Below are 20,804 nucleotides of genomic sequence, written 5' to 3' on the forward strand. Positions count from 1 at the left end.
AACGGATTAACAGTTAATGTTTAACTAATTAAATGAAAATTATATGAGCAAACTAAAATTCCAGCTTTTACCACAAAGAGAAATTAAAGTGAATTTTAAATCACTTGATTTATTTCCAACAAGACAAAGTAATAAAACTCTTATAAGCAATATTTGTTCTAATACTCATTATGAAGTGTTAATGGAACTAATTAAGAAAAAAATGTTGGGGGATAATACAGAACTAATAACAGAATATTTGCTTGTTAATTTATGTTCTCATCAAGAATATAAGGGGAGGCAGTATACATACAACAAATCATTTGCCAGATTTATTGAAAACTATGCCAATATTAAAATTGGCAAAATTCATCCAACTGATCCAAGAATCAAATTTGAGAAACCAAATGATAATATAGTAAAAGTAATCTCTACCAAAAATAGTTCAAATATAAGTCAAAGTGAAAAGATGTGGCCATCTTATGCCGAAGCGTTACTAAACTTACACAACTATAAATCACAAAACACAGTAACATTTAAAGAGATATCCTGTATAAAAGAGTCTTTCCTATCAATTATAGATTTTATAGATAAGCATGATCTGTTTATTGAATTATTTTATGATTTTACCAAAGTTATTGGATCAATGGATCGAGATACTTTAAAAGTAATTCGTAAGAACCAACTCTTTCAAGATTCAATAACACTTTCCCAAAACTTAACACAATCTTTTATTAATATTCATAATATAGAAGACGCAAAATATTTTTTAAACATTACAGATCAATTAATACGTTCTTCTCAACTTCATGAGATTGATAAACAACAAGATTTTAAACTATTACAAGCCAATCATTACTGGAATAATGGAATGCTGCTAATACTTGAGAATAAACTTTTAGAAGCTACAGATTATTTTGAAAAATATTATCAATATAATGCTGATCAAGAGGCTGTCACTAAATTATATCATCTATACACTGCAATAGGAGAATATAATAAAGCAGAGGATATATTTAATAAACATCAAGATGCGTTACCTTGTGTAAAGATGATGAAAAATGTTTTAAATAACCAAGAATATACTGAATTGCAATTAATAAAAGATTTATGTTATGCAGATAAGTACAATATAGTTATAAGCAATCTTATATTGGCTATATCATTAAATGATGAAGAACACATAGAATCTTATAGGTCAATATTAAAAGATGAGATAGTAGGAAAAAAAGAAGAGTTTAACAAAATCTTACCTGAATTTCAGGCAGAAGCTAGATTATTATTAAATAATTGTGTTGAAAATATCAGTGCAATTATAAAAAAGCTTGATCCTGATATAACATCAGCACTGTTTTATAAGCTGTCAGTATTATATTCTGATATTTCCAATTATAATAACATTGCCTTAAAATATATAAATCTAGCTATAGATTATAAATCAAACAATCCTTTATACTTATTACACAAAGACATTTTAGAAACTTGTAAGGAACGTTTAGAGACTCCTAAGGAATCGTATCCGGAAAAGCAAGCAGAAATTGCACATAAAGAACTGAATGAAATAACTCTAACTAATGACGAAGAGTCACAGATAGAAAAAAGAGTTCCAAAAGAAAAAACTAGACCAACACAAACTTGGTCTTCGTATGATGATATAATTGATAGCTATGACCCTCAAAAAATAGACCAATACTTCAAATTAAGTAAAAAACTTCTTTTAAAACAATCGATAAATCCAGTTAATAAAGATCAAGAGGCTGGATGGAGAATCAATGAAGAGACTAACATTAAGTTATTAGATGCAATTAATATATTTCCTAATTTATACGCTGCTATTGATTCTAGTTTAAAATTAGATACTAATCTTAGTAAGTGGGAGAATATTCTAACAAAAGGTTTTACCTCAAGAAAAAATGCTGAAAATGGAATTAAGTACTTAAAGCGTGGTGGTATTTATGAAGCAAAAGATTGTAGTAGTGATCTCAGATTACTTGCTCCTAAAACTTATATAAACAAAGATAACAAAAAATTAATGTTATTTACTAAAGAAATGAATCATAAAGAAGTAGCAAAATATACAGAAAATACTACTTACGAAGAGATTTATTGTACTAATCATAATAATGAACCGCAACTAATGGGAGCATCGTCAATGGATGAGTAGGAGTCAAGACTCAGTTTAACAATTAGCCTTATGGTCACTCAATTGCAGGATAATGCAAAAATCACAATTAATAGTTGTTATAGATATAAATTCAACCACCATCGATGTCATCCCCGCGTAGGCGGGGATCTATATTACTTAATAGTCTTTCAGGCTATTTTTTTAGATCCCAGCTTTCGCTGGGATGACATCGAGTGCATATTAAGCACTTTTTCCTTTATCTATTAGGTTTGCAGCCCGACTTTTAGTTTATGTCATCCGAGCTGCGGCGGGGATCCAAAAATAACCTGCAAAGGCTATTTTCTTACTAAGATTTTTGCTCTATCGGTGATGATTTCATCAACAAGTCCAAAAGATTTAGCTACTTCAGGATCCATGAAATTATCACGTTCCATACTTTTTTCAATAGAATCTAGTTCTTGCCCTGTATGCTTGACATATAAGTTATTGAGCATTCTTTTTAATTTCATGGTTTCTTTAGCATGAATTTCTATATCTGTAGCTTGCCCTTGGTAACCACCCGACGGTTGATGGATCATTATACGACTATGTGGTAGGGAATAACGCATATTTTTCTCACCAGCAGTAAGCAACAAAGACCCCGCGGAACAAGCCTGCCCTATACAAAGAGTAGAAATTTTAGGTTTAATATATTGCATAGTATCATAAATTGCCAAGCCAGAAGTCACAACACCACCAGGAGAGTTAATATACATAAATATATCTTTTTCTGGATTTTCTGCCTCTAAGAATAGTAATTGGGCAACCACCACATTGGCCATATAATCTTCAATTTGACCACAAACAAAAACGATGCGTTCCTTTAATAACCTAGAATAGATATCATAGGCTCTTTCCCCTCTAGGGGTTTGTTCAATTACTATAGGCACGTATGTCATTAAATTTTCTCCTAAATTTATTGATAAAAAGTCTAAGTTCTTATATCTGAAGAATGTGGTATACTCAAATGATTTCAAGAATTATTTTTTAGCCAATTGGTGAGGCTAGGCTTGGACTAAGTACATTGTCTATTTTAGGTATCATTTGTACGAAATAATTTGATATAAAAAAACCAAGTTTAAGCCCCAATCTAAGTGATGATCGATTGTGCATGTGGCAACTCCACATAGGGGCTATTTTTGCTTCTTCACATTTTTTAATTAGATGTGATACAACCTGTGCAGCGTGCTGTTTACCACGGTAATCAGGATGGGTAATAACTCCAATTTCTGCATAACCGCCTCCAGTAATGGCGTACGTTTCACTTACAACTTGATCATCTTGACACAAAGCGTATCCTGTACCATATTTTAAAAAGTCCTCATCTGAACCGTACAATTCAGAAGTCTCTTTATACCAAAAGCACTTTTTAAATAATTCCGCTGTGTCTATTGGTTTAATCGTCATAGCTTCATCTACTGTCTCAATTTTTATCAAACTTTTTAACCGTAATTCAGCACGCAAATTAAAATCCCACCCTTTCTCTAAAAACAAATAATGATATATAGGATTACAATAAATCATTGGAAATTCACGCCCATTTACAAGAGAAATACACGTTTCAACTGATTGATCTGTTAAGTTTCCAGCTACAAAAACAAATGGATCTCTACAATTTTCTAATACCATGACAACACCCCCCGGAAGTTCAAAAATCTTTCCAATTTTATTCCTATCGACTATTGCCCATAGGACTGCTTATTTGGAAAATATTTCAACTCTGAGATAATTGCCGAATTGCTGATTTTTTTGATTTCTTGAATCATTTTTATTCAGCTACCTTATTATTCACTAGCACTCGTTTGTTTCTTCATAGAAGATTCCTTAGACAATTTTTTATTGCTCACTGATTTTAGCTGATCAAAAATGCTTAAAGCTTGAGTTATAAAACTTCCTGGTTCAGAAAGATTTGCCGGAAGAATTACTGTATTACTATCTTTGGCTAACTCACCAAAAGCATTTATATATTGTTCAGCAATTTTTAAAGATACCGCGTCATTACCCCCAGACTTTTGAATAGATGCGGCAATAACTTCAATACTTTTAGCAGTAGCCATTGCTACTAATCCTATTGCCTCAGCTTCACCTTTAGCTCTATTTACTTGATCAGTATAGGAAGCTTCAGAATTTAATACAACTTGAGCCTTCTCACCTTCTGCATGGTTTATTTTTGCTTGTCTATTGCCTTCTGAATCCAAAATTTGAGCTCGTTTCTGACGTTCTGCTGCAACTTGTAATTCCATCGCTTTAAGTATTGTTTGTGGTGGCTGAATATCTTTAATTTCATAACGCATACATTGTATCCCCCAATTTATTGCAGCTTGGTTAATAGCAGACACAATAGCGATGTTTAACGTTTCTCGTTCTTCAAAAGTTCTATCTAATGGTAACTTACCTATTTCTGAACGCATGGTGGTCTGTGCAAGCTGTGTGATGGCATAATATGGACTACTAACACCATAAGATGCAGCAACTGGATCAACAATTTTTACATATAAAACACCATCTATTAATAACGTAACATTATCATTGGAAATGGCTGTTTGAGCAGTAACATCAATAGCTTCCTCCTTCAAAGTGTGTTTATAGGCTACTCTCTGAATCACTGGTATCAAAATATTCAATCCAGGCTGCAAAACCCTATCAAATTTTCCAAACTTTTCTACAACCCATGCTTGTTGTTGTGGTACAACCTTAACCATCTGTACAATAATAAGAATTGCCACGATACTACAAACTAATAATATATATTCCATTTTAATCCTCTGTTAATTTAATCATAGTTGATGACATCGTTCGCAGTTGATGCTTAACAATGTAACTTTGTTACATTGAATTCAGGTTAATCTAACAATTTGACGACACTACCATCATAAATCTTAGTAACCCCTTCCAGTACCACCATATCTCCTTCCTTAATTTCGTTTGAGATAATCTCTGTTAAACCATTTAAACTAGTGCCAAGTGTAACATAAAGTTGTTGTACCTTATTGTCATTGAGTTTATATACAAAATACTCACCTTTATTATTACTCTGTACCGATTGATTAGGCACAGCTAAATTCCTATGTTTGTTAAGAATTAGATCTATATTTACATAGCTTCCATGCACAATATTACTATTAGAATCAACGATAATTTTAGCACTTATAGTGCCATTATCTGAAACATATTGTGATATTTCAGCAATTTTTCCATTAATTAATCCACCCTTATTATCGGTTATCACTAAATTAGTGGATTCTGACACCTGATTATAAAGCTCCTCAGGTAGCTCCATTAAAATATTATTAGTAGTAGAATTTTGAGCAATAATGCTAAAAAGATAATCTCCTTGTTTTATCTTATCCCCTATTTTGGATTTTATTATACCAATATATCCATCAAATGGAGCTATAAGAACCATATCGTTGTAACTATTCATTGCTTTAGCAAAAGCAAGCTTAGCTTCTTCTAACTCGCTGCTAAATTTGTCTAGCACATCACTACTAATATATTTTTTGGCAAGTAATTCCTTATTACGGTTATAAGAAGCCTTGGCCTTTCTTAAAGAGACTTCCACTTGTGACTTAATTGACATAGCTAAATCTTGGTCAATAATAAGCAAAACATCACCTTGATGGATCTTACCTCCTTGGGAAGTAGATACTAAATCAAGTCTACCAGAAACATTTGCATAATAATCACGGCTCATACCACTCTTACATTGTCCTATAACGCTGAAAACATTATATAAATCAGCCATTTGTACTTTAGTAGCTTTTACCCCAATACTTTCTTGTTCTTCAGCTATAGCACAGCAAGAAGTAATGCATATACACAAAAAAATAATTATAGTTTTAAATCTGTTATCCAACGATGTTCCTTCTCTAAAATTTCAAAACGAATTTTTTCACTTTTTTTATCTAGTTCTGTTTCCGGGATCAAAGAAGCTCCGTCAAATTCAAAACCATAAAAATTAATCTGTAATTTGCTACATATTTTTGCCACTGACTCAATATTTTCTAAAATATCGTCAACAAATATTATTGTTTTAGGATAGTAGTTTTTTTTGTGTAAAATATTCTCTAATACTGCACCTTTATCAACATCGGCTGTAAGAATCACCCCTTCTTTCATCATTGGCACACCACCCCCAATATGTAATTCATCAACTAATATTTCCTCTTTTATCGGAGTAGATTTCATAAAATCTATATTTATCCCTTTAAGCTCTGTAAGACGCCAATTGGTAAAATCCTCAATAACACCAAATTTCCCTGTATATAATTTGGTCAGAGCAGCAGTTGGGATTTGCATCTTCCATAATCTACCCAGTATATCAGTTATATTATAGTCCACTAAGCGAATAGTACGATTTTTTAAAATAATACTGAATAAAAGATGCCTTTCTTCTCTCGTAAGACGGTTTTTGCTTTCAGCACGCCACTGCCGTCTATAAGGATGAGTTAAGCGATATTCATCTTGATCCATGATAAGTACGTCATCTACATCAAAAAGCACCAAGCTATTTTGATCTAGCTTATCTATTACTTCTGATATTTTTAAAAAATCGGAAATCTTAGTTGTTTTAGCAAATATATGTTTATTCATAGTTCTAATGATAAGTTTATTATTTCTTCCAAAGAATTAGCTATTATAGCTAAATCTGATTCTCGTACAAGAGTATGAACTCCGTCTTTTATTAATTTCATCACTACCATATCACTAGTAATCTTTTCTACCAGGTTATTTGAGATGGTATAAGGTACGTCTTCATCTAGCATCCCGTGAATTAAATGAATAACTCCCTTAAGATTAATACTATTTGAATTTAGTAACAAGTGATTTCTAGCTTCGAGTATTAATTGATAACTTATTGGATATTTATAGTTGCAATTAGGGCTACCAATCTCAAGGTACTTTTGTTGTTGCATTTGTGTTTTTTGCATTTCAGTTAAATTTTGCCAAATATTTTCTGTAAAATCTAGGGCAGGAGCAATACAAACAAGACCACAAACCTTACTAGGAAATTTTATAGCAGCAAGAATAGCTAACCAACCACCCATACTGGAGCCTATTATAATAGCTGGTTGCACTACAAGTTTATTTAAAACTAGTTCAACCCCTGTAAGCCAAGATCCAATCGTTTCATCTAGAAATCTACCTGATGATTCTCCATGACCAAAATTATCAAATGTGATAAAATTATAATCACGTTTTTTACAGTAATTCTCAAGAAATATAGCCTTTTTACCATTCATACCCGACATTAAGCCATGCAAGAAAATTACCGATGGCATATTTTTTTTACTACTTTCGTGATGATTGTAAGTGATAAATCTTTTCTTTTCTGTATTATGTATTTTACGCATTTAAATAATTATGTAAAAGATTAATGATTTCATCAGATTCACCCAAACGATATCATAAACCCACCATTTTACAAGTAGTTCCAGCTTTATTCTCTGGTGGAGTAGAGCGAGGAACAATTGAAGTGGCTAAAATGTTAAAAAAAGTTGATTATAATGTTATTGTAGTTTCATCTGGTGGTTCATTGGTTGAAGAATTAGTGGCGGCAGGAGTGCCACATATTTCTATGAATAGTGCTACTAAAAATCCTTTGACAATATGGAAAAACACAAGAATTCTGTCAGAAATAATTAAGGAATATAACGTAGATATAGTACATGCAAGATCGAGAGCTCCAGCTTGGAGTTGTTATATGGCGGCAAAGGCTACAGGCACTAAATTCTTAACAACATTCCACGGAGTCTACAACATCTCGAATCCTTTCAAACATTTTTATAATAGCGTCATGGTCAAAGGCGAAAAGATCATAGCTGTGTCTAATTTTGTAAAACACCATATATTAATTAATTATCAAATCCTAGAAGATCAAATTGTTGTAATATGTCGAGGGGTAGATTATCGTTATTTCGATCCAAAAAATGTTACAGAAGAAAAATTACTAAAACATAAAAAGAAATACGGTATATCTAACAATACTCCTATAATATTATTACCATCAAGAATGACCAGTTGGAAGGGGCATCTTACCCTTGTTGAAGCACTTGGCAAATTAAAACATCTAGATTTCTACTGTCTAATGGTTGGAGATTTATCCAAACATCCCAATTTTACCAACCGAGTAAAATCTCTTATAAACTTATTGAAGCTACAAAGTAAAATTCAAATTTTTGGTAATGAAGCTGATATGCTCAGCCTTTACGGTATTTCAGATATAGTAATATCTACTTCAATTGAGCCAGAAGCATTTGGTCGAACTATAACTGAAGGACAATCAATGGAAAAGCTAGTAATTGCTACAAATATAGGTGGAGCTATTGAAACAATATTAGATAAAAAAACTGGATTTCATGTCAAACCAAACGATGCTGTCGATTTAGCAGAAAAAATCGAACATTGCTTATCTATACTCAAAACCAATGAAGGTAAAAAAATACAACAAGCAGCAAGAAAAGCAGTAATCGATAATTTTTCCCTTGATTTAATGCTTAGTAAAACCTTAGATCTATATAAAGAAATGCTCAAAAAAACATAATATTTTCCCCAGTTCTTTGTAGTTCCCTTATATCTTTCCATCTGTAGCTATGATTTTTAAACTACCCTAGAGAGGCAATGAAAATTCTATTCTTGAAATATACTAATTATACTTTATACTGATCCATTATTGTAAGATTAAAAAGAGAGTATTATGGCTAGAATAACGATTGAAGACTGTGTTGGCAAAATTCACGATAGGTTTAAACTTGTAGCTTTAGCTGCTCAAAGAGCAAATGATATAAATTCCGGTAGTAAAATGACTATTAATAATGTTAAAGGTGATAAGGCAACTGTGCTGGCATTACGTGAAATAGCTGCTGGTCATATAACGATTCCAGCCCTAAAGGCACAATTATTAAAACGTCTTCGAACAAAAAGTAGAATCGATCCTATTGATGAAGAAAATACAGATGCTTCCCTTGATACTGCTGTAGAAGAGTTTGATTATTTACCAAGCGGCTCAGATCTTTGTGTTACTGAAGACTACTCTGATTTAGATGATCAAATATTTGATGATAATGCTAGTGATGATGAACAAAAATGATTATTGGTGTTGGTACAGATATAGTACAAATTCCAAGAATAGAAAGGATCTTAAACCTATATGACCAGCGTTTTATAAACAAAATTCTTTCTAAAACGGAAATACAAAAGCTAACTTCTCTAAGCAAAGACCAATATGGTTGTTTTTTGGCAAAAAGGTTTGCTGCGAAAGAGGCAGTTAGCAAAGCCCTTGGTGTCGGAATTGGGCGGGGTTTACAATTTAAAGACATCTCTGTACTAAATGATGCCTTAGGAAAGCCCTTTGTCCAAATTTGTCATCCTGAAAATCCAAACAAATTTGGACAAATCAAAATTCACTTGTCCATTTCAGACGATTACCCAATTTCTGTAGCTTTTGCAGTCATTACCTCTAAGGTTTAGAGCTTTTCTAATAGTTCAAACATAGTTTTACCAATATCAGCTGGCGATCTAGTGATAGTAACACCTGCACTTTGCAACGCCTCCAACTTATCTTCAGCTGAACCCTGTCCATTAGAAATAATAGCACCAGCATGCCCCATTCTTTTACCTTCAGGAGCAGTAACACCAGCAATGAAACTAACCATTGGTTTTTTAATCTTTGAGCTTTTTATTAATTTAGCAGCATCTTCCTCAGCACCCCCACCTATTTCACCAATCATAATAATCGATTTTGTTTCATCATCTTGTAAAAACATTTCAATACAATCAACAAAATCGGTGCCGTTAACTGGATCTCCACCAATACCAATACAGGTAGATTGACCAAGGCCAACAGTTGTAGTCTGTGCTACTGCTTCATAAGTCAAAGTACCGGACCGGGATATAATTCCCACCCCACCTCTCTTATGAATATAACCAGGCATTATACCGATTTTGCATTCATCAGGAGTAATAATACCAGGACAATTTGGCCCAATTAATCTAGTTTTTGATCCGATTAATGCCCTTTTGACCTTTATCATATCAAGTATCGGTATTCCTTCTGTAATACACACTACCAAACTAATTCCTGCATCTATAGCTTCCAAAATTGAATCAGCAGCAAAAGGTGGTGGAACATAAATAACGCTGGCAGTAGCCTTAGTTTTTGCAACTGCCTCATGTACTGTATTATATACAGGTAGATCTAGATGAGTATTTCCACCTTTTCCAGGAGTTACCCCTCCTACCATTTTAGTACCATAACTGATGGCCTGCTCAGAATGAAAAGTCCCTTGAGAGCCAGTAAAACCTTGGCAAATTACTTTTGTATTTTTATCAACTAATATTGACATATATGCATTTTCCGTATTTTTTATATGAATTATTTTACTGCATCGACGATCTTAACAGCAGCATCACCTAAATCATTTGCAGCAATTATTTTTAAACCAGAATTTGCTAAAATATTTTTACCTAATTCAAAATTGGTCCCAGCTAAACGTACAACCAGTGGAACTGTAATGCCAATCTCTTTCACTGCAGCAATAATTCCTTCGGCTATTATATCACAACGCATTATACCACCAAAAATATTAACTAAAACCCCTTGTACATGTGAATCTGATAAAATTATTTTTAGTGCTTCCGTTACTTTCTCACGATCAGCCCCACCACCAACATCTAAAAAATTTGCCGGTTCAGCACCATAAAGCTTGATAATATCCATTGTAGCCATAGCTAGCCCAGCCCCATTCACCATACAACCAATAGTACCATCCATCTTAACATAACTAAGACCAAGGCCAGCTGCTTTTATTTCAAGAGCATCTTCTTCATCATCATCCCGCATATTTAAAATATCAGGATGTTTAAATAGTCCATTATCATCAAAGTTAATCTTGCCATCAAGTGCCAATAAACTACCATCAGCTTTTGTTATTAATGGATTAATTTCAATTTGATTAGCATCAGTTGCTATAAAAGCTCGATAGGTTGATTCAACAATTTTCATCATTTGTTTTGCCTGATCATTCTTAAAGCCAAGCTTATATGCCATTCTACGACAATGAAATGGCTGTATGCCTGTTGCAGGATCAACTGATACTTTAATAATTTTCTCTGGAGTATTATGAGCAACTTCTTCAATATCTATCCCACCTTCAGTAGAAGCTATAAAAGTTACCTTGCTATTACTACGATCAAAAACGGCACTAAAATAATATTCTTTTAAAATATCACACCCAGATTCAACATAGAGATGGCGAACCTTTTGGCCAATAGCTGACGTCTGATGAGTTACTAAGTTAATGCCAAACATTGCGTGTGCTGCTTTCTTTGCATCTTCTTTAGTTCTTACAACTTTTACACCACCAGCTTTTCCCCTACCACCTGCGTGGATTTGGGCTTTAACCACATATATTTCTGCTTCTAAACCATCAATTAGCCTATCGATGTCTTCTTTTTGCAATATTACAACTCCTGTAGAAGTAGGTATACCATATTGCCTCAGAATCATCTTTGCTTGGTATTCATGAATATTCATTTTTATAATTCTTTAAATAATTTAATCCTAGGCTCTTATATACTACAAATGTTGCCAATTTGTAAAGCTTCATTTACTACTTGTTAGGCAGGGTAATTTAAAAGTCACAGTTATTAGTTGTTATAGATGCAAGTTTAACCACTACCGATGTTATCCCTAATGGCGATGATTACTTAAGCCTACTATTAATTTATTACATCAAACTGAGGTTAAACTAATAGGTATATTCATCTTACTCTACTTTTTGCTTACGATTTTTGTCTCCTAGATATATATACTCCACTTGAGATTATTATTACTGCTCCAATAATTGAAAAACTATCCGGTATTTCTTGCCATATAACTACACTTAAAATTAAAGAAAATACAACGCTGCTATAAGCTAGTATACTCATTTCAGTAGCTAAACCAATTTCTAATCCCTTATTTAATAATATTTGGTGTAAAAGCATCAACAGAGCGTTGATTAATAGCAATATCCAATCCTTTGAAGAAACTTGCGTTATATTAAAATCCACTAAAAATGGTAACATAATAAGAGAGGAAATCCAAAAATAATACACTAATACTCTATCTGAGGTCTCTGTTTTTAGTAGGTTGTGTAATGATATAATAGTTAATGCCATAAATATTCCGCTAAATAATCCAAAAATGGCTCCTAAATTTATAATTTCTACTGATGGCTTCAGTATTAATAAACAGCCAATAAACCCAATTATTGCTAAAAATAATAGATCATTTTTGATAGATTTATCAGTAAAAATACCCGTTATTAGCAGTACCCAAATTGGAGACAGATTCGTAAGTGTACTAACATTGAAAAGAGACAAGTAATTTACTGATGAAAACATGCAATACCAATATGCTGTACCCAATAATCCCCTTGTAATTAATGCACAATATCGCTGTGATACTATTAATTGACCACGAGACCTAATAACTTTTGGTAAAAAAAAGATAGCACAAAGAAAGAATTGTAAAAATACAACTAGAGAAATAGGTATACTACTATTAAGAGATTTTACTATACTAGCTTTCATTGCTCCAAGTCCAAATGCACTTAAGATATATAATGTTGCTTTCATAGTGGTTCTACTTCATCACTCCTATTTAATTGACAACTGGGGTTATACAAATAATCCTACTTCAATTGGAGCATAAAACAATCCATAATGGGTAACTCGCATTAATCAATAACTTAATCAATAAATTGTCCTGCCACTACCTTTAAAATTCTGATGAGCCTTATCTAATTTTTTGATAAATTCTGGAGAATAAGATTTAAGATCACTTTTCGATCCACCCTCATATTTTTTAGCTAGATCTATCCCCCCTCTAATCATATTATAAGCAAAATTTTCTTCCTTTGTTTCTCCAGCTATTCTTTTAGGGTTCATGAACTTATAAACTTGGTATAAAGCAAAATTTTTCACTAAACGTCTTGCTTCCAATCTAGATTGATTACTTATACCTTGTAGCTTATCTTTTGATTTTATCAAACCTCGGTTAGCTTCTTTTACCAATTGCGAATGTTGTTGCATTAAGTAACTACTTACTTCAGCAACATTCTTACTAACAAGGTTCTCATCAATTTTAACACCTAATTTTTCTAATTTCTTGTGTCCAAGTTTACCTAAATATTTTTTTATTAATAGGATGATCTGTGTCTGTAATTTTGTTAGATCCATTGTTTGCTCATTAAGACAAGCCAATATTTGTTCTATTTCCTGTTCGAAAGCATCGTTTTTACTTAACTCATTGAAAATTTCCATCGCCTCATCAGATCCAAGTTCATCATCAGTGATGCCTACTAATGCATCCTTAATTTGGTCTGCCAATTTTCTAGAGTCCTTTGGTTTTTTATCATCTGTTTCCATTTATTAGTCCCCTGTTTACGAAGTCTATTCTTGAGTAGTAAAATGTCCTCTATAAGTTCGGTACAACGTGACTCCCCGATGTTTTTCAATTATACTTCGGCACAGTAAGGCTGAGTCAATAGATTTTTGTTTTTTGGTAAATTTATGTTCTTTTTCGAGACATAACTCACTTATACTAATATTTTGCCAAACAAGTCCATCAAAAATTTTTGCTTTAATATAACCACTTGACTTTAAGTTATCATAATCTCCTTTATTAAGACTCAATGCATCATCATTTAATAAAAGCTTAACATCCCCGACATCTGGTGCTGGTATAGGATCAACATATTTAATATAGACTTTACCGGTTAATTCTATCTTGCTAGGTATCATGATGCTCTATCTATATTAAATTAAGTTTCTGTCATATCTTTGATAAAAATCATAATCTTTTATTTTATTATACTACTCGTAAATGAAGAGTTGATAGACGAAGATAAAAATTATGAAGTGCTAGGAGTCAAAGGGTCGAGGTGCTAGGCGTACATTTAGTACGTGGCTACCTACGATCCCTGAAGACGACAACGCAATTCTTGATTTTCATCGAGTATCACGACTCTTTGTTATCTTCTACCTCTGATTCTAGAGATGGTTCAATAACTTCTCCTTGAAAATGATGCAATAATGTTTCTTGTTCATCATATTCTTTCAACATATAACCACGTCCCCATACTGTATCAATGTAGTTTGTACCACCAGCAGCATCAGCTAATTTCTTACGTAATTTGCATACAAATACGTCTATAATTTTAATCTCCGGCTCATCAACACTACTATAAAGATGGTCTAAGAACATCTCCTTATTCAGTACTGTTCCCCTACGTAAGACTAATAATTCTAAAATAGCATATTCCTTATTCGTTAAATGAATCCTTGTTCCATCAACTTCTACAATTCTAGTATCAAGATGAATACTTACCTTGTCAAACCTAACCACTGACTCAGAATGTCCTTTAGAACGACGAACAATTGCATAAATACGAGCAATTAACTCTTCGCGGTTAAATGGTTTTGTGATATAATCATCTGCCCCACACGTAAGTCCTTTGATTTTTTGATCAACTGTAGTAATACCTGATAAAATCAGTATAGGTGTTTTTACTTTAGCAGAACGTAATCTCAGTAGGACTTCGAATCCACTAATATCTGGCAACATCAGGTCTAAAATAATTAAATCATAATTATAAATTTTAGCTATTTCTATTCCTTCTGTACCAAACTCCACCACCTCACAAATAATTCCTTCTGAAGCTAAGGTTAATTCAATAGAACTAGCTATATCACTATTATCTTCTACTAACAGTACCCTCATGACATTTCTCCCATTAACAAATTTTTCTATAATATTAATTTATTATTCTTTATTACATAGTCTATGTTCTCATTTTATCTCTATAAGAGCAAGTAATTTTATCAAAATAAGATTCAACTATACTCTTCTGCTGTGAAAAATTGTTTTTTGAAAATATCAAGGACTCGCGTACTCATGTACATTCCGTTCGCTTGCCCCTCATTTTCGAATCCAATGCTCCAAATCATTTGAGTATATATCAAATAAATATTACTTGGTTAATTATCATTTTCTTGCATTTTTTTATGATATAAAGCACCAAAATCAATCGGGTCAATCATCAATGGTTGGAAACCGCCATCCTGAGTAACATCAGCAATAATTTTTCTAGCAAATGGGAAAATCATTGCTGGACAATGAATTGCTAGTATTATTTGGTGTTGATCTTCCTCTATATTAATTAAATTAAAAACCCCCGCATATTTTAGGTCTACTATAAATAGTTTATGCTTTTCACTCATTGCTTTAGCTTCTATACTTAATTCTACCTCATAAAAATTCTCTTCCGGTAAATTAGAAATATTGAGGTCTAGGAATAAATCAATTTGTGGATTACGTTCCAAAGATACTAAAGATCTCGGAGCATCTGGATTTTCAAAAGACAAATCCTTTATGTATTGTGCATTAACAGCGATATGAGGCATTTCTTTTTGGTTAGTATCTTTCATAATAATATAGTCCTTTACATTTTAAATTTTAAGTTATTGGAAGGGTAACACCTTTTTGTTTCATATATTTCCCATAACGATCGGCATAAGATATATTACAAGTTTGATCACCTTTTAAAAACAAAAATTGACATGCTCCTTCATTAGCATAAATTCTTGCTGGCAGTGGGGTAGTATTGGAAAACTCTAATGTCACATGCCCTTCCCATTCCGGTTCTAACGGCGTTACGTTAACAATTATACCACATCTTGCATAGGTTGATTTGCCAACACAGATAACTAGCACATCTCTTGGAATTTTAAAATACTCAATTGTTCTTGCTAAGGCAAAACTGTTTGGTGGAATAATACAAACATCAACCTCTCTGTCTACTAAACTATATTCATCAAAATTTTTTGGATCAACTATTGCCGAATTAATATTAGTAAATATTTTAAATTCCTTCGAAACTCTTGCATCATAACCGTATGAAGATAAACCATAAGAAATAATTCTCTCTGAATTATTCAATCTAACCTGCGTATCAGTAAAAGGTGCAATCATATCGTGTTCTATACACATTTTTCTTATCCAATTATCAGACATAATGGTCATATATAATTACACATACTATGTTTAAATTCTCGAATATAAATGATATAGTTAAAAATTAAAAGTACTAAAACTTTAATTAGCAGGGCAGCCTCATTAAAATATTTATATACTCTTCTGCTTTAAAGAATTAGTTTCGCAAAAATGTGGGAGATTCGCGTATATACCCGATGAATTTCAAGAGTTGGCTAGGCGTACGAGTGGCAAGTAAGCGGAACGTAGTCAAACCGTTGTTCCTACGCGAAGTCCCATCGTGCCACAACACCAACACTTGAAAGGCGAAGGGTATACTCGGATGATCTAAAGAATGGGAACAATAACCAAGAGAGGCTTTGCCAGCGTAGATGACATCTAGACTATTACCGATACTAGAGTTAACGATAGCTGGCACATAAGGTGTATAAATATCCATTCATTATAAAAACGACTAACTACTTTGTTTTTACTTCTACTTGAACAACTTTCTGAAGACCATTATCGAAATATAAGGATAAATCAAAGTGATCACCAACTTTTAGTATGGTTTTTAGATCCAAGAGCATAATATGCATACCACCCGGTTGTAAAATAGCACTACTTTTAGCTGGAATGACTAGCTTATCGAGTTTTACCATTCTGCTAACCCCTTTTTCATCAACAAAACTTTTATGTAATTCAACCTTGTTAGCTATATCTGAAGAAACATTTACCAAATTGTAATCGAGGTTAGAGTCATTAAAAATCTCAAAATATATTGCAGAATTATTAGTAGCAGAATCTCTTGCCCAAGCATTTAGTATTTTAATAGATTCAGTTGATGCAGTAGGAGTTGATGCTTCTAATGATGCTGCTGGATTGTTATTACTTGGCGTAGTAGTTGCAAAACATATTGATAGGCTGAAATATAAAGTAACAGCAATGAGGGTTACTATGTTCTTAAGTAGCATATTATTACCATAAATTAAATTAATTACACACTCGAGTCACTTAATTATACATACACTAAGTATATTTTGCAAAAAAATAATATATTTATAGTGTATAATGCTAACTTTGGCTTACTTTAACAAATCTTTGTTTAACAGAATCCCAATGATAGTGAACATTTACTGTTTTAATTTCTGTAACTGTAATATCTCCATTAGGTAACTGGGCAACATCAAAGCCTTTTTGTATAGATTCAGTAATTAGAGTCGTTGATTGACAAATATACTTAACATTAAAAAAGGGATTATTCTCAGTATCTAATGAGCTTATAGTTTTCTTAGTTGGGGTATTCAAAATAGGTACGTTTTTTTCTTTCATTCTAAACAACTTCAGATATTGTGTACGTTTTTATAACAGTTTAGTAATAAGGTGGCAAGAGTTTGTTGTTAGGTTAATTTAGGTTATTTAGTCTAATTAGTTTTTTTTGTAATGAGGTGTGTGCTGTGCTAGAAGGTTTTGATTTTTCAAAGTCTGCAATAGGGTTATTTTTCTATTTTTTAAAGCAAAACAGAATTAAACTAACTATTTTAGGGTTGTTATGCATAATACGGGGGATGATACCAGCTGTTGATAGTGTATTGCTACAAAAAATTATAAATTTGATTGAGTCTTTTTCTGATGAAACAGTTAAAGACCTACCTTCCTCCATGTTATTTTGGGCAATAATATATGCATTTTGGTGGGTATGTGTAAATACTATGTGGCGAATTTATGATTATATTTATCTAAAAACAATGCCGTATATCAAAGCTCAGATATTAGACAAAATGTATAATTACACTCAGTACCATAATCATAGATTTTTTCAAGAAAACCTTGCTGGTCATATTACCAATCGTATTACTGAAGGAGCTAGATCTTTTGAAATAGTTTTGTCTTTATTTGGAGAGAAAATTCTATACAAACTAGCTATAATTGTTTTTGCTCTTGGAACAATGTACTGGGTACATCAAATATTTGCTACTATATTCCTTATACATATTTGTGTTTTTGTAGGGACTAGCGTTATCTGTTCAAGTACAATAAACAAATATTCAGTAAATTATGCACGAAGCAAATCAATAGTTGCCGGCAGTATTGTTGATGCAATTGCAAATATTGGTGCAATACGGATGTTTACTTCTCATAAATTTGAACGTCAGAATCTAGAAGTAAGAATAGATGATGCTGTAGTTAATGAACAAATTATGCAACTCTTTATGTTTAAGCTACGTATTGTACTAGGCATAGCTTGTTCTATAATGATTTGTATAATGGTTTATTATCTAGCTCAGCTTCGTAGTCAAATGCAAATAACTATAGGAGATTGCGTATTGATACTTACTTTGTCTATAACGGTTAGTAGTGAAATTTGGGATCTAACGCAGGAAGTAGGAGATATGTTCGAAGAGTTTGGTTCTTTTAATCAAAGTGTATCATTAATGAAACCTCATATTATAGAAGATATTGAGAATGCCCATCTTCTAAAAGTTACAACAGGTGAGATAATATTTAAAAATGTTAGTTTTAAATATTATCATAATAATAATTTATTTGAGAATAAATCCGTTACAATTTTTAGTCAACAAAAGGTCGGATTAGTAGGGTTTTCTGGTTCAGGAAAAACAACTTTTATTAATCTTATTACACGGTTGCACGATATAGACCAAGGAGAAATTCTAATTGATGGGCAAAATATTAGATATGTCACACAAGACTCTTTACGAGAAAATATTAGTATAATACCGCAAGAACCGATCCTATTTCATAGGACAGTCATGGATAATATTAGATATGGAAAAAAAGATGCTAGCTTAGAAGAGGTAATAGAGGCAGCAAAATTAGCTCATATACATGAATTTATTGAGGGTCTACCAGAAGGATACCAAAGCTTATGTGGTGAAAGGGGTAATAACTTGTCAGGTGGTCAGAGACAGAGAATAATAATAGCACGGGCCATATTAAAGAATGCTTCAATATTAATTCTTGATGAAGCAACAAGTAGTCTAGATAGTGAGACTGAGGAGTTGATACAAGATTCTCTATATTACTTAATGCAAAATAAAACTGTATTAGCTATAGCTCATAGATTATCAACTTTGTTGAATATGGATAGAATTTTGGTTTTTAATGAAGGTAGCATAGTTGAAGATGGACAACATGAGGAATTACTAAAAAACAGTAAATTGTACAAAAAACTATGGAAATCACAAGTAAAAGGCTTAATAATTTAAAGAAATTGCTGATTATTTATTATACCATTTCCCATTATTAACTACGCTCAAAACGATGTCATCCCAGCGAAAGCTGGGATCTAATAATGTTTAATAGTCTTTTAGGCTGTTTTTTTAGATTCCCGCCGTTGCTAAGAATGATGGTATGGACGAGTAAGTAAAAGAAACTTTACTTACTCCCGTGATCACGAATATAATTCGGTCACATAATTATACTATTTAATAATTAAAAAGGAGTCCATACCATGAAAGATATTAACATACTAGGCATTGATTTAGCAAAAACAATTTTTCATATTGTTGCATTAAATAAAGATGGTGAAAAAATATTAGCTAAAAAATTACACAGAGAAGAATTTGAAGACTACATTTTAACAAACATTCCCAAGAATAGTTTATTGGTAATGGAAGCATGTGGCAGTTGTCATTATTGGAGCAATAAGTTTATGGAATCAGGTTTTACAGTAAAATTACTTAAACCATGTGATGTAAAAGCTTTTGCAAAAACTCGGCAAAAAAATGATACAAATGATGCTTTGGCAATAGCAAGAGCAGGAAAAGATCCGGAGTTAAAATCGGTTCGTATAAAAAATATATCACAACAAGAGATTAGTTGGTTACATAAACGTCGGCAACATATTATTAGACAAAGAGTACAATATAGTAATGGTTTAATGAGTGATTTACTTGAATTTGGTTATTACATAAAAATGAGTAAATCTAAATTTGCCCGTGAGGCATTAAATATAGTAGAAGATGCCAAAAATGCTGGTGTGATTTCAGAGAGAATGTATAAGGAAATGAAGGTAATAGCTGAAAAAATTGCTACGTTATTAATACAAGAATCAGCAATAGATAAACAGCTAATAGCAATAAATAAAGAATCTGAAATAGCTACTTTATTAAAAACAATACCAGGTATTGGAGAAATTAATGCTAATATACTAAGCACAGCAGCATATGAAAATTATGATGATTGTCGAAGTTTTGCTGCAAGTTTGGGATTAGTGCCTAAGCAAAATAGCACAGGTGGTAAAACAAGTCTTGGATCTATCACTAAGAAAGGAGATAGATATGTTAGAACTATGCTGATACAAGGAGCAAGGTCTATTGCAATCAGAGCAAAAATACAAAAGGATCCTACTGATCATTTAGTGCAATGGGCAAAGAAATTGCTGGAAAGGATGAGCTTTAATAAGGCTGCTGTGGCAATAGCAAACAAATTAGCTAGAATAGCGTATGTATGTGTTACAAGAAAATGTGCATATGCTTGATAGTTGGTGGTGTATATAGATTTATCTGTATTTTATCTATATAAAAAGAAGAAGTAAGTAAATAGGATTTAAGAGGTACGATATAAGCGAAAGTGATTGGAGATAATAAATGGGCATTCCAAAAACAAGTCCGAGATTTTATG

The 20,804-nt window shown here is 32.3% G+C and carries 22 protein-coding genes; 6 read left to right on the plus strand and 16 right to left on the minus strand.

Annotation, left to right across the window (positions count from 1 at the left end; all coding sequences use genetic code 11):
• Positions 1-43 precede the first annotated feature (43 nt).
• Positions 44-2,143 (plus strand): hypothetical protein, encoded by a 2,100-nt coding sequence (locus ACN1AG_RS06645; RefSeq protein WP_417904800.1) that lies wholly within the window; start codon positions 44-46, stop codon positions 2,141-2,143.
• A 296-nt stretch (positions 2,144-2,439) separates the two neighbouring features.
• Here the strand turns inward: ACN1AG_RS06645 and ACN1AG_RS06650 are convergent, their stop codons facing one another.
• The 6 genes from ACN1AG_RS06650 to ACN1AG_RS06675 all read right to left on the minus strand — a co-directional run bounded on the left by ACN1AG_RS06650 (position 2,440) and on the right by ACN1AG_RS06675 (position 7,497).
• Complete coding sequence (locus tag ACN1AG_RS06650; protein WP_341754920.1) at positions 2,440-3,042, minus strand: ATP-dependent Clp protease proteolytic subunit; 603 nt, start codon at positions 3,040-3,042, stop codon at positions 2,440-2,442.
• An 88-nt stretch (positions 3,043-3,130) separates the two neighbouring features.
• Complete coding sequence (locus tag ACN1AG_RS06655; protein ID WP_417904801.1) at positions 3,131-3,772, minus strand: GNAT family N-acetyltransferase; 642 nt, start codon at positions 3,770-3,772, stop codon at positions 3,131-3,133.
• A gap of 155 nt (positions 3,773-3,927) precedes the next feature.
• Positions 3,928-4,899, minus strand: a complete 972-nt coding sequence (locus ACN1AG_RS06660; protein ID WP_341754299.1) for an SPFH domain-containing protein — start codon at positions 4,897-4,899, stop codon at positions 3,928-3,930.
• 86 nt (positions 4,900-4,985) lie between these two features.
• On the minus strand, positions 4,986-5,999 hold the full coding sequence (locus ACN1AG_RS06665; RefSeq protein ID WP_417904802.1) for an efflux RND transporter periplasmic adaptor subunit: 1,014 nt from the start codon (positions 5,997-5,999) through the stop codon (positions 4,986-4,988).
• Complete coding sequence (locus tag ACN1AG_RS06670) at positions 5,975-6,736, minus strand: DUF2608 domain-containing protein (protein ID WP_417904803.1); 762 nt, start codon at positions 6,734-6,736, stop codon at positions 5,975-5,977. Before ACN1AG_RS06670 ends, ACN1AG_RS06665 begins: the two co-directional genes overlap by 25 nt.
• Complete coding sequence (locus ACN1AG_RS06675) at positions 6,733-7,497, minus strand: alpha/beta hydrolase (protein WP_417904804.1); 765 nt, start codon at positions 7,495-7,497, stop codon at positions 6,733-6,735. Before ACN1AG_RS06675 ends, ACN1AG_RS06670 begins: the two co-directional genes overlap by 4 nt.
• A 23-nt stretch (positions 7,498-7,520) precedes the next feature.
• On the opposite strand from ACN1AG_RS06675, the gene ACN1AG_RS06680 reads away from it, so the two are divergent.
• The 3 genes from ACN1AG_RS06680 (at position 7,521) to acpS (ending at position 9,613) form a co-directional block, all read left to right on the plus strand.
• A complete protein-coding gene (locus tag ACN1AG_RS06680) occupies positions 7,521-8,687 on the plus strand; it encodes a glycosyltransferase family 4 protein (protein WP_417904805.1) in 1,167 nt (388 codons plus the stop codon).
• Positions 8,688-8,840: 153 nt separating this feature from the next.
• Complete coding sequence (gene rpoZ / locus ACN1AG_RS06685; protein WP_341761359.1) at positions 8,841-9,233, plus strand: DNA-directed RNA polymerase subunit omega; 393 nt, start codon at positions 8,841-8,843, stop codon at positions 9,231-9,233.
• A complete protein-coding gene (gene acpS, locus ACN1AG_RS06690; protein ID WP_341754304.1) occupies positions 9,230-9,613 on the plus strand; it encodes a holo-ACP synthase in 384 nt (127 codons plus the stop codon). Before rpoZ ends, acpS begins: the two co-directional genes overlap by 4 nt.
• On the opposite strand, the gene sucD is transcribed toward acpS, so the two are convergent.
• The 10 genes from sucD to ACN1AG_RS06740 form a co-directional block, all read right to left on the minus strand.
• Entirely contained in the window at positions 9,610-10,488 is an 879-nt protein-coding gene (gene sucD / locus ACN1AG_RS06695) for a succinate--CoA ligase subunit alpha (protein ID WP_417904806.1), read from the minus strand. The genes acpS and sucD overlap by 4 nt on opposite strands.
• Before the next feature lie 29 nt (positions 10,489-10,517).
• Positions 10,518-11,678: an ADP-forming succinate--CoA ligase subunit beta gene (sucC, locus tag ACN1AG_RS06700; RefSeq protein WP_417904807.1), complete on the minus strand. Its 1,161-nt coding sequence runs from the start codon at positions 11,676-11,678 to the stop codon at positions 10,518-10,520.
• Between the two features lie 248 nt (positions 11,679-11,926).
• The gene (locus ACN1AG_RS06705; protein WP_417904808.1) at positions 11,927-12,763 is read right to left on the minus strand and encodes a DMT family transporter; all 837 of its coding nucleotides are present in this window, start codon (positions 12,761-12,763) and stop codon (positions 11,927-11,929) included.
• 117 nt (positions 12,764-12,880) lie between these two features.
• Complete coding sequence (locus ACN1AG_RS06710; RefSeq protein WP_417904809.1) at positions 12,881-13,555, minus strand: DUF5394 family protein; 675 nt, start codon at positions 13,553-13,555, stop codon at positions 12,881-12,883.
• 24 nt (positions 13,556-13,579) lie between these two features.
• Complete coding sequence (locus ACN1AG_RS06715) at positions 13,580-13,930, minus strand: hypothetical protein (protein WP_417904810.1); 351 nt, start codon at positions 13,928-13,930, stop codon at positions 13,580-13,582.
• A 217-nt stretch (positions 13,931-14,147) separates the two neighbouring features.
• Positions 14,148-14,909 (minus strand): response regulator transcription factor CtrA, encoded by a 762-nt coding sequence (gene ctrA, locus ACN1AG_RS06720; protein ID WP_417904811.1) that lies wholly within the window; start codon positions 14,907-14,909, stop codon positions 14,148-14,150.
• A gap of 257 nt (positions 14,910-15,166) precedes the next feature.
• Positions 15,167-15,616 carry a protein-export chaperone SecB gene (gene secB / locus ACN1AG_RS06725; protein WP_341754311.1) on the minus strand — a complete coding sequence of 150 codons (450 nt, stop codon included), beginning with the start codon at positions 15,614-15,616 and terminating at the stop codon, positions 15,167-15,169.
• 28 nt (positions 15,617-15,644) lie between these two features.
• On the minus strand, positions 15,645-16,211 hold the full coding sequence (gene dcd / locus ACN1AG_RS06730) for a dCTP deaminase (protein ID WP_341747229.1): 567 nt from the start codon (positions 16,209-16,211) through the stop codon (positions 15,645-15,647).
• Positions 16,212-16,639: 428 nt separating this feature from the next.
• Positions 16,640-17,134, minus strand: coding sequence for a copper chaperone PCu(A)C (locus ACN1AG_RS06735; protein ID WP_417904812.1), 495 nt, complete (start codon positions 17,132-17,134; stop codon positions 16,640-16,642).
• Between the two features lie 100 nt (positions 17,135-17,234).
• Positions 17,235-17,492 (minus strand): DUF2671 domain-containing protein, encoded by a 258-nt coding sequence (locus ACN1AG_RS06740; RefSeq protein WP_367363911.1) that lies wholly within the window; start codon positions 17,490-17,492, stop codon positions 17,235-17,237.
• A 125-nt stretch (positions 17,493-17,617) separates the two neighbouring features.
• Here ACN1AG_RS06740 and ACN1AG_RS06745 point away from each other — a divergent pair, with 125 nt between their 5' ends.
• Together ACN1AG_RS06745 and ACN1AG_RS06750 are read left to right on the plus strand one after the other, a co-directional pair.
• Positions 17,618-19,387 carry an ABC transporter ATP-binding protein gene (locus tag ACN1AG_RS06745; protein WP_417904813.1) on the plus strand — a complete coding sequence of 590 codons (1,770 nt, stop codon included), beginning with the start codon at positions 17,618-17,620 and terminating at the stop codon, positions 19,385-19,387.
• Positions 19,388-19,632: 245 nt separating this feature from the next.
• A complete protein-coding gene (locus ACN1AG_RS06750) occupies positions 19,633-20,661 on the plus strand; it encodes an IS110 family transposase (protein ID WP_417904814.1) in 1,029 nt (342 codons plus the stop codon).
• Positions 20,662-20,804 lie beyond the last annotated feature (143 nt).

Origin of the sequence: Candidatus Tisiphia endosymbiont of Micropterix aruncella, assembly GCF_965178575.1 — a bacterium.
GTDB lineage: Bacteria > Pseudomonadota > Alphaproteobacteria > Rickettsiales > Rickettsiaceae > Tisiphia.

What these genes read in the sequence shown, in the direction of transcription:
- ACN1AG_RS06645 (WP_417904800.1), top strand. Translation starts at nt 44, where the DNA reads ATGAGCAAACTAAAATTCCAGCTTTTACCACAAAGAGAAATTAAAGTG.
- ACN1AG_RS06650 (WP_341754920.1), bottom strand. Translation starts at nt 3,042, where the DNA reads ATGACATACGTGCCTATAGTAATTGAACAAACCCCTAGAGGGGAAAGA.
- ACN1AG_RS06655 (WP_417904801.1), bottom strand. Translation starts at nt 3,772, where the DNA reads ATGGTATTAGAAAATTGTAGAGATCCATTTGTTTTTGTAGCTGGAAAC.
- ACN1AG_RS06660 (WP_341754299.1), bottom strand. Translation starts at nt 4,899, where the DNA reads ATGGAATATATATTATTAGTTTGTAGTATCGTGGCAATTCTTATTATT.
- ACN1AG_RS06670 (WP_417904803.1), bottom strand. Translation starts at nt 6,736, where the DNA reads ATGAATAAACATATATTTGCTAAAACAACTAAGATTTCCGATTTTTTA.
- ACN1AG_RS06675 (WP_417904804.1), bottom strand. Translation starts at nt 7,497, where the DNA reads ATGCGTAAAATACATAATACAGAAAAGAAAAGATTTATCACTTACAAT.
- ACN1AG_RS06680 (WP_417904805.1), top strand. Translation starts at nt 7,521, where the DNA reads ATGATTTCATCAGATTCACCCAAACGATATCATAAACCCACCATTTTA.
- rpoZ (WP_341761359.1), top strand. Translation starts at nt 8,841, where the DNA reads ATGGCTAGAATAACGATTGAAGACTGTGTTGGCAAAATTCACGATAGG.
- acpS (WP_341754304.1), top strand. Translation starts at nt 9,230, where the DNA reads ATGATTATTGGTGTTGGTACAGATATAGTACAAATTCCAAGAATAGAA.
- sucD (WP_417904806.1), bottom strand. Translation starts at nt 10,488, where the DNA reads ATGTCAATATTAGTTGATAAAAATACAAAAGTAATTTGCCAAGGTTTT.
- sucC (WP_417904807.1), bottom strand. Translation starts at nt 11,678, where the DNA reads ATGAATATTCATGAATACCAAGCAAAGATGATTCTGAGGCAATATGGT.
- ACN1AG_RS06705 (WP_417904808.1), bottom strand. Translation starts at nt 12,763, where the DNA reads ATGAAAGCAACATTATATATCTTAAGTGCATTTGGACTTGGAGCAATG.
- ACN1AG_RS06710 (WP_417904809.1), bottom strand. Translation starts at nt 13,555, where the DNA reads ATGGAAACAGATGATAAAAAACCAAAGGACTCTAGAAAATTGGCAGAC.
- ACN1AG_RS06715 (WP_417904810.1), bottom strand. Translation starts at nt 13,930, where the DNA reads ATGATACCTAGCAAGATAGAATTAACCGGTAAAGTCTATATTAAATAT.
- ctrA (WP_417904811.1), bottom strand. Translation starts at nt 14,909, where the DNA reads ATGAGGGTACTGTTAGTAGAAGATAATAGTGATATAGCTAGTTCTATT.
- secB (WP_341754311.1), bottom strand. Translation starts at nt 15,616, where the DNA reads ATGAAAGATACTAACCAAAAAGAAATGCCTCATATCGCTGTTAATGCA.
- dcd (WP_341747229.1), bottom strand. Translation starts at nt 16,211, where the DNA reads ATGACCATTATGTCTGATAATTGGATAAGAAAAATGTGTATAGAACAC.
- ACN1AG_RS06735 (WP_417904812.1), bottom strand. Translation starts at nt 17,134, where the DNA reads ATGCTACTTAAGAACATAGTAACCCTCATTGCTGTTACTTTATATTTC.
- ACN1AG_RS06740 (WP_367363911.1), bottom strand. Translation starts at nt 17,492, where the DNA reads ATGAAAGAAAAAAACGTACCTATTTTGAATACCCCAACTAAGAAAACT.
- ACN1AG_RS06750 (WP_417904814.1), top strand. Translation starts at nt 19,633, where the DNA reads ATGAAAGATATTAACATACTAGGCATTGATTTAGCAAAAACAATTTTT.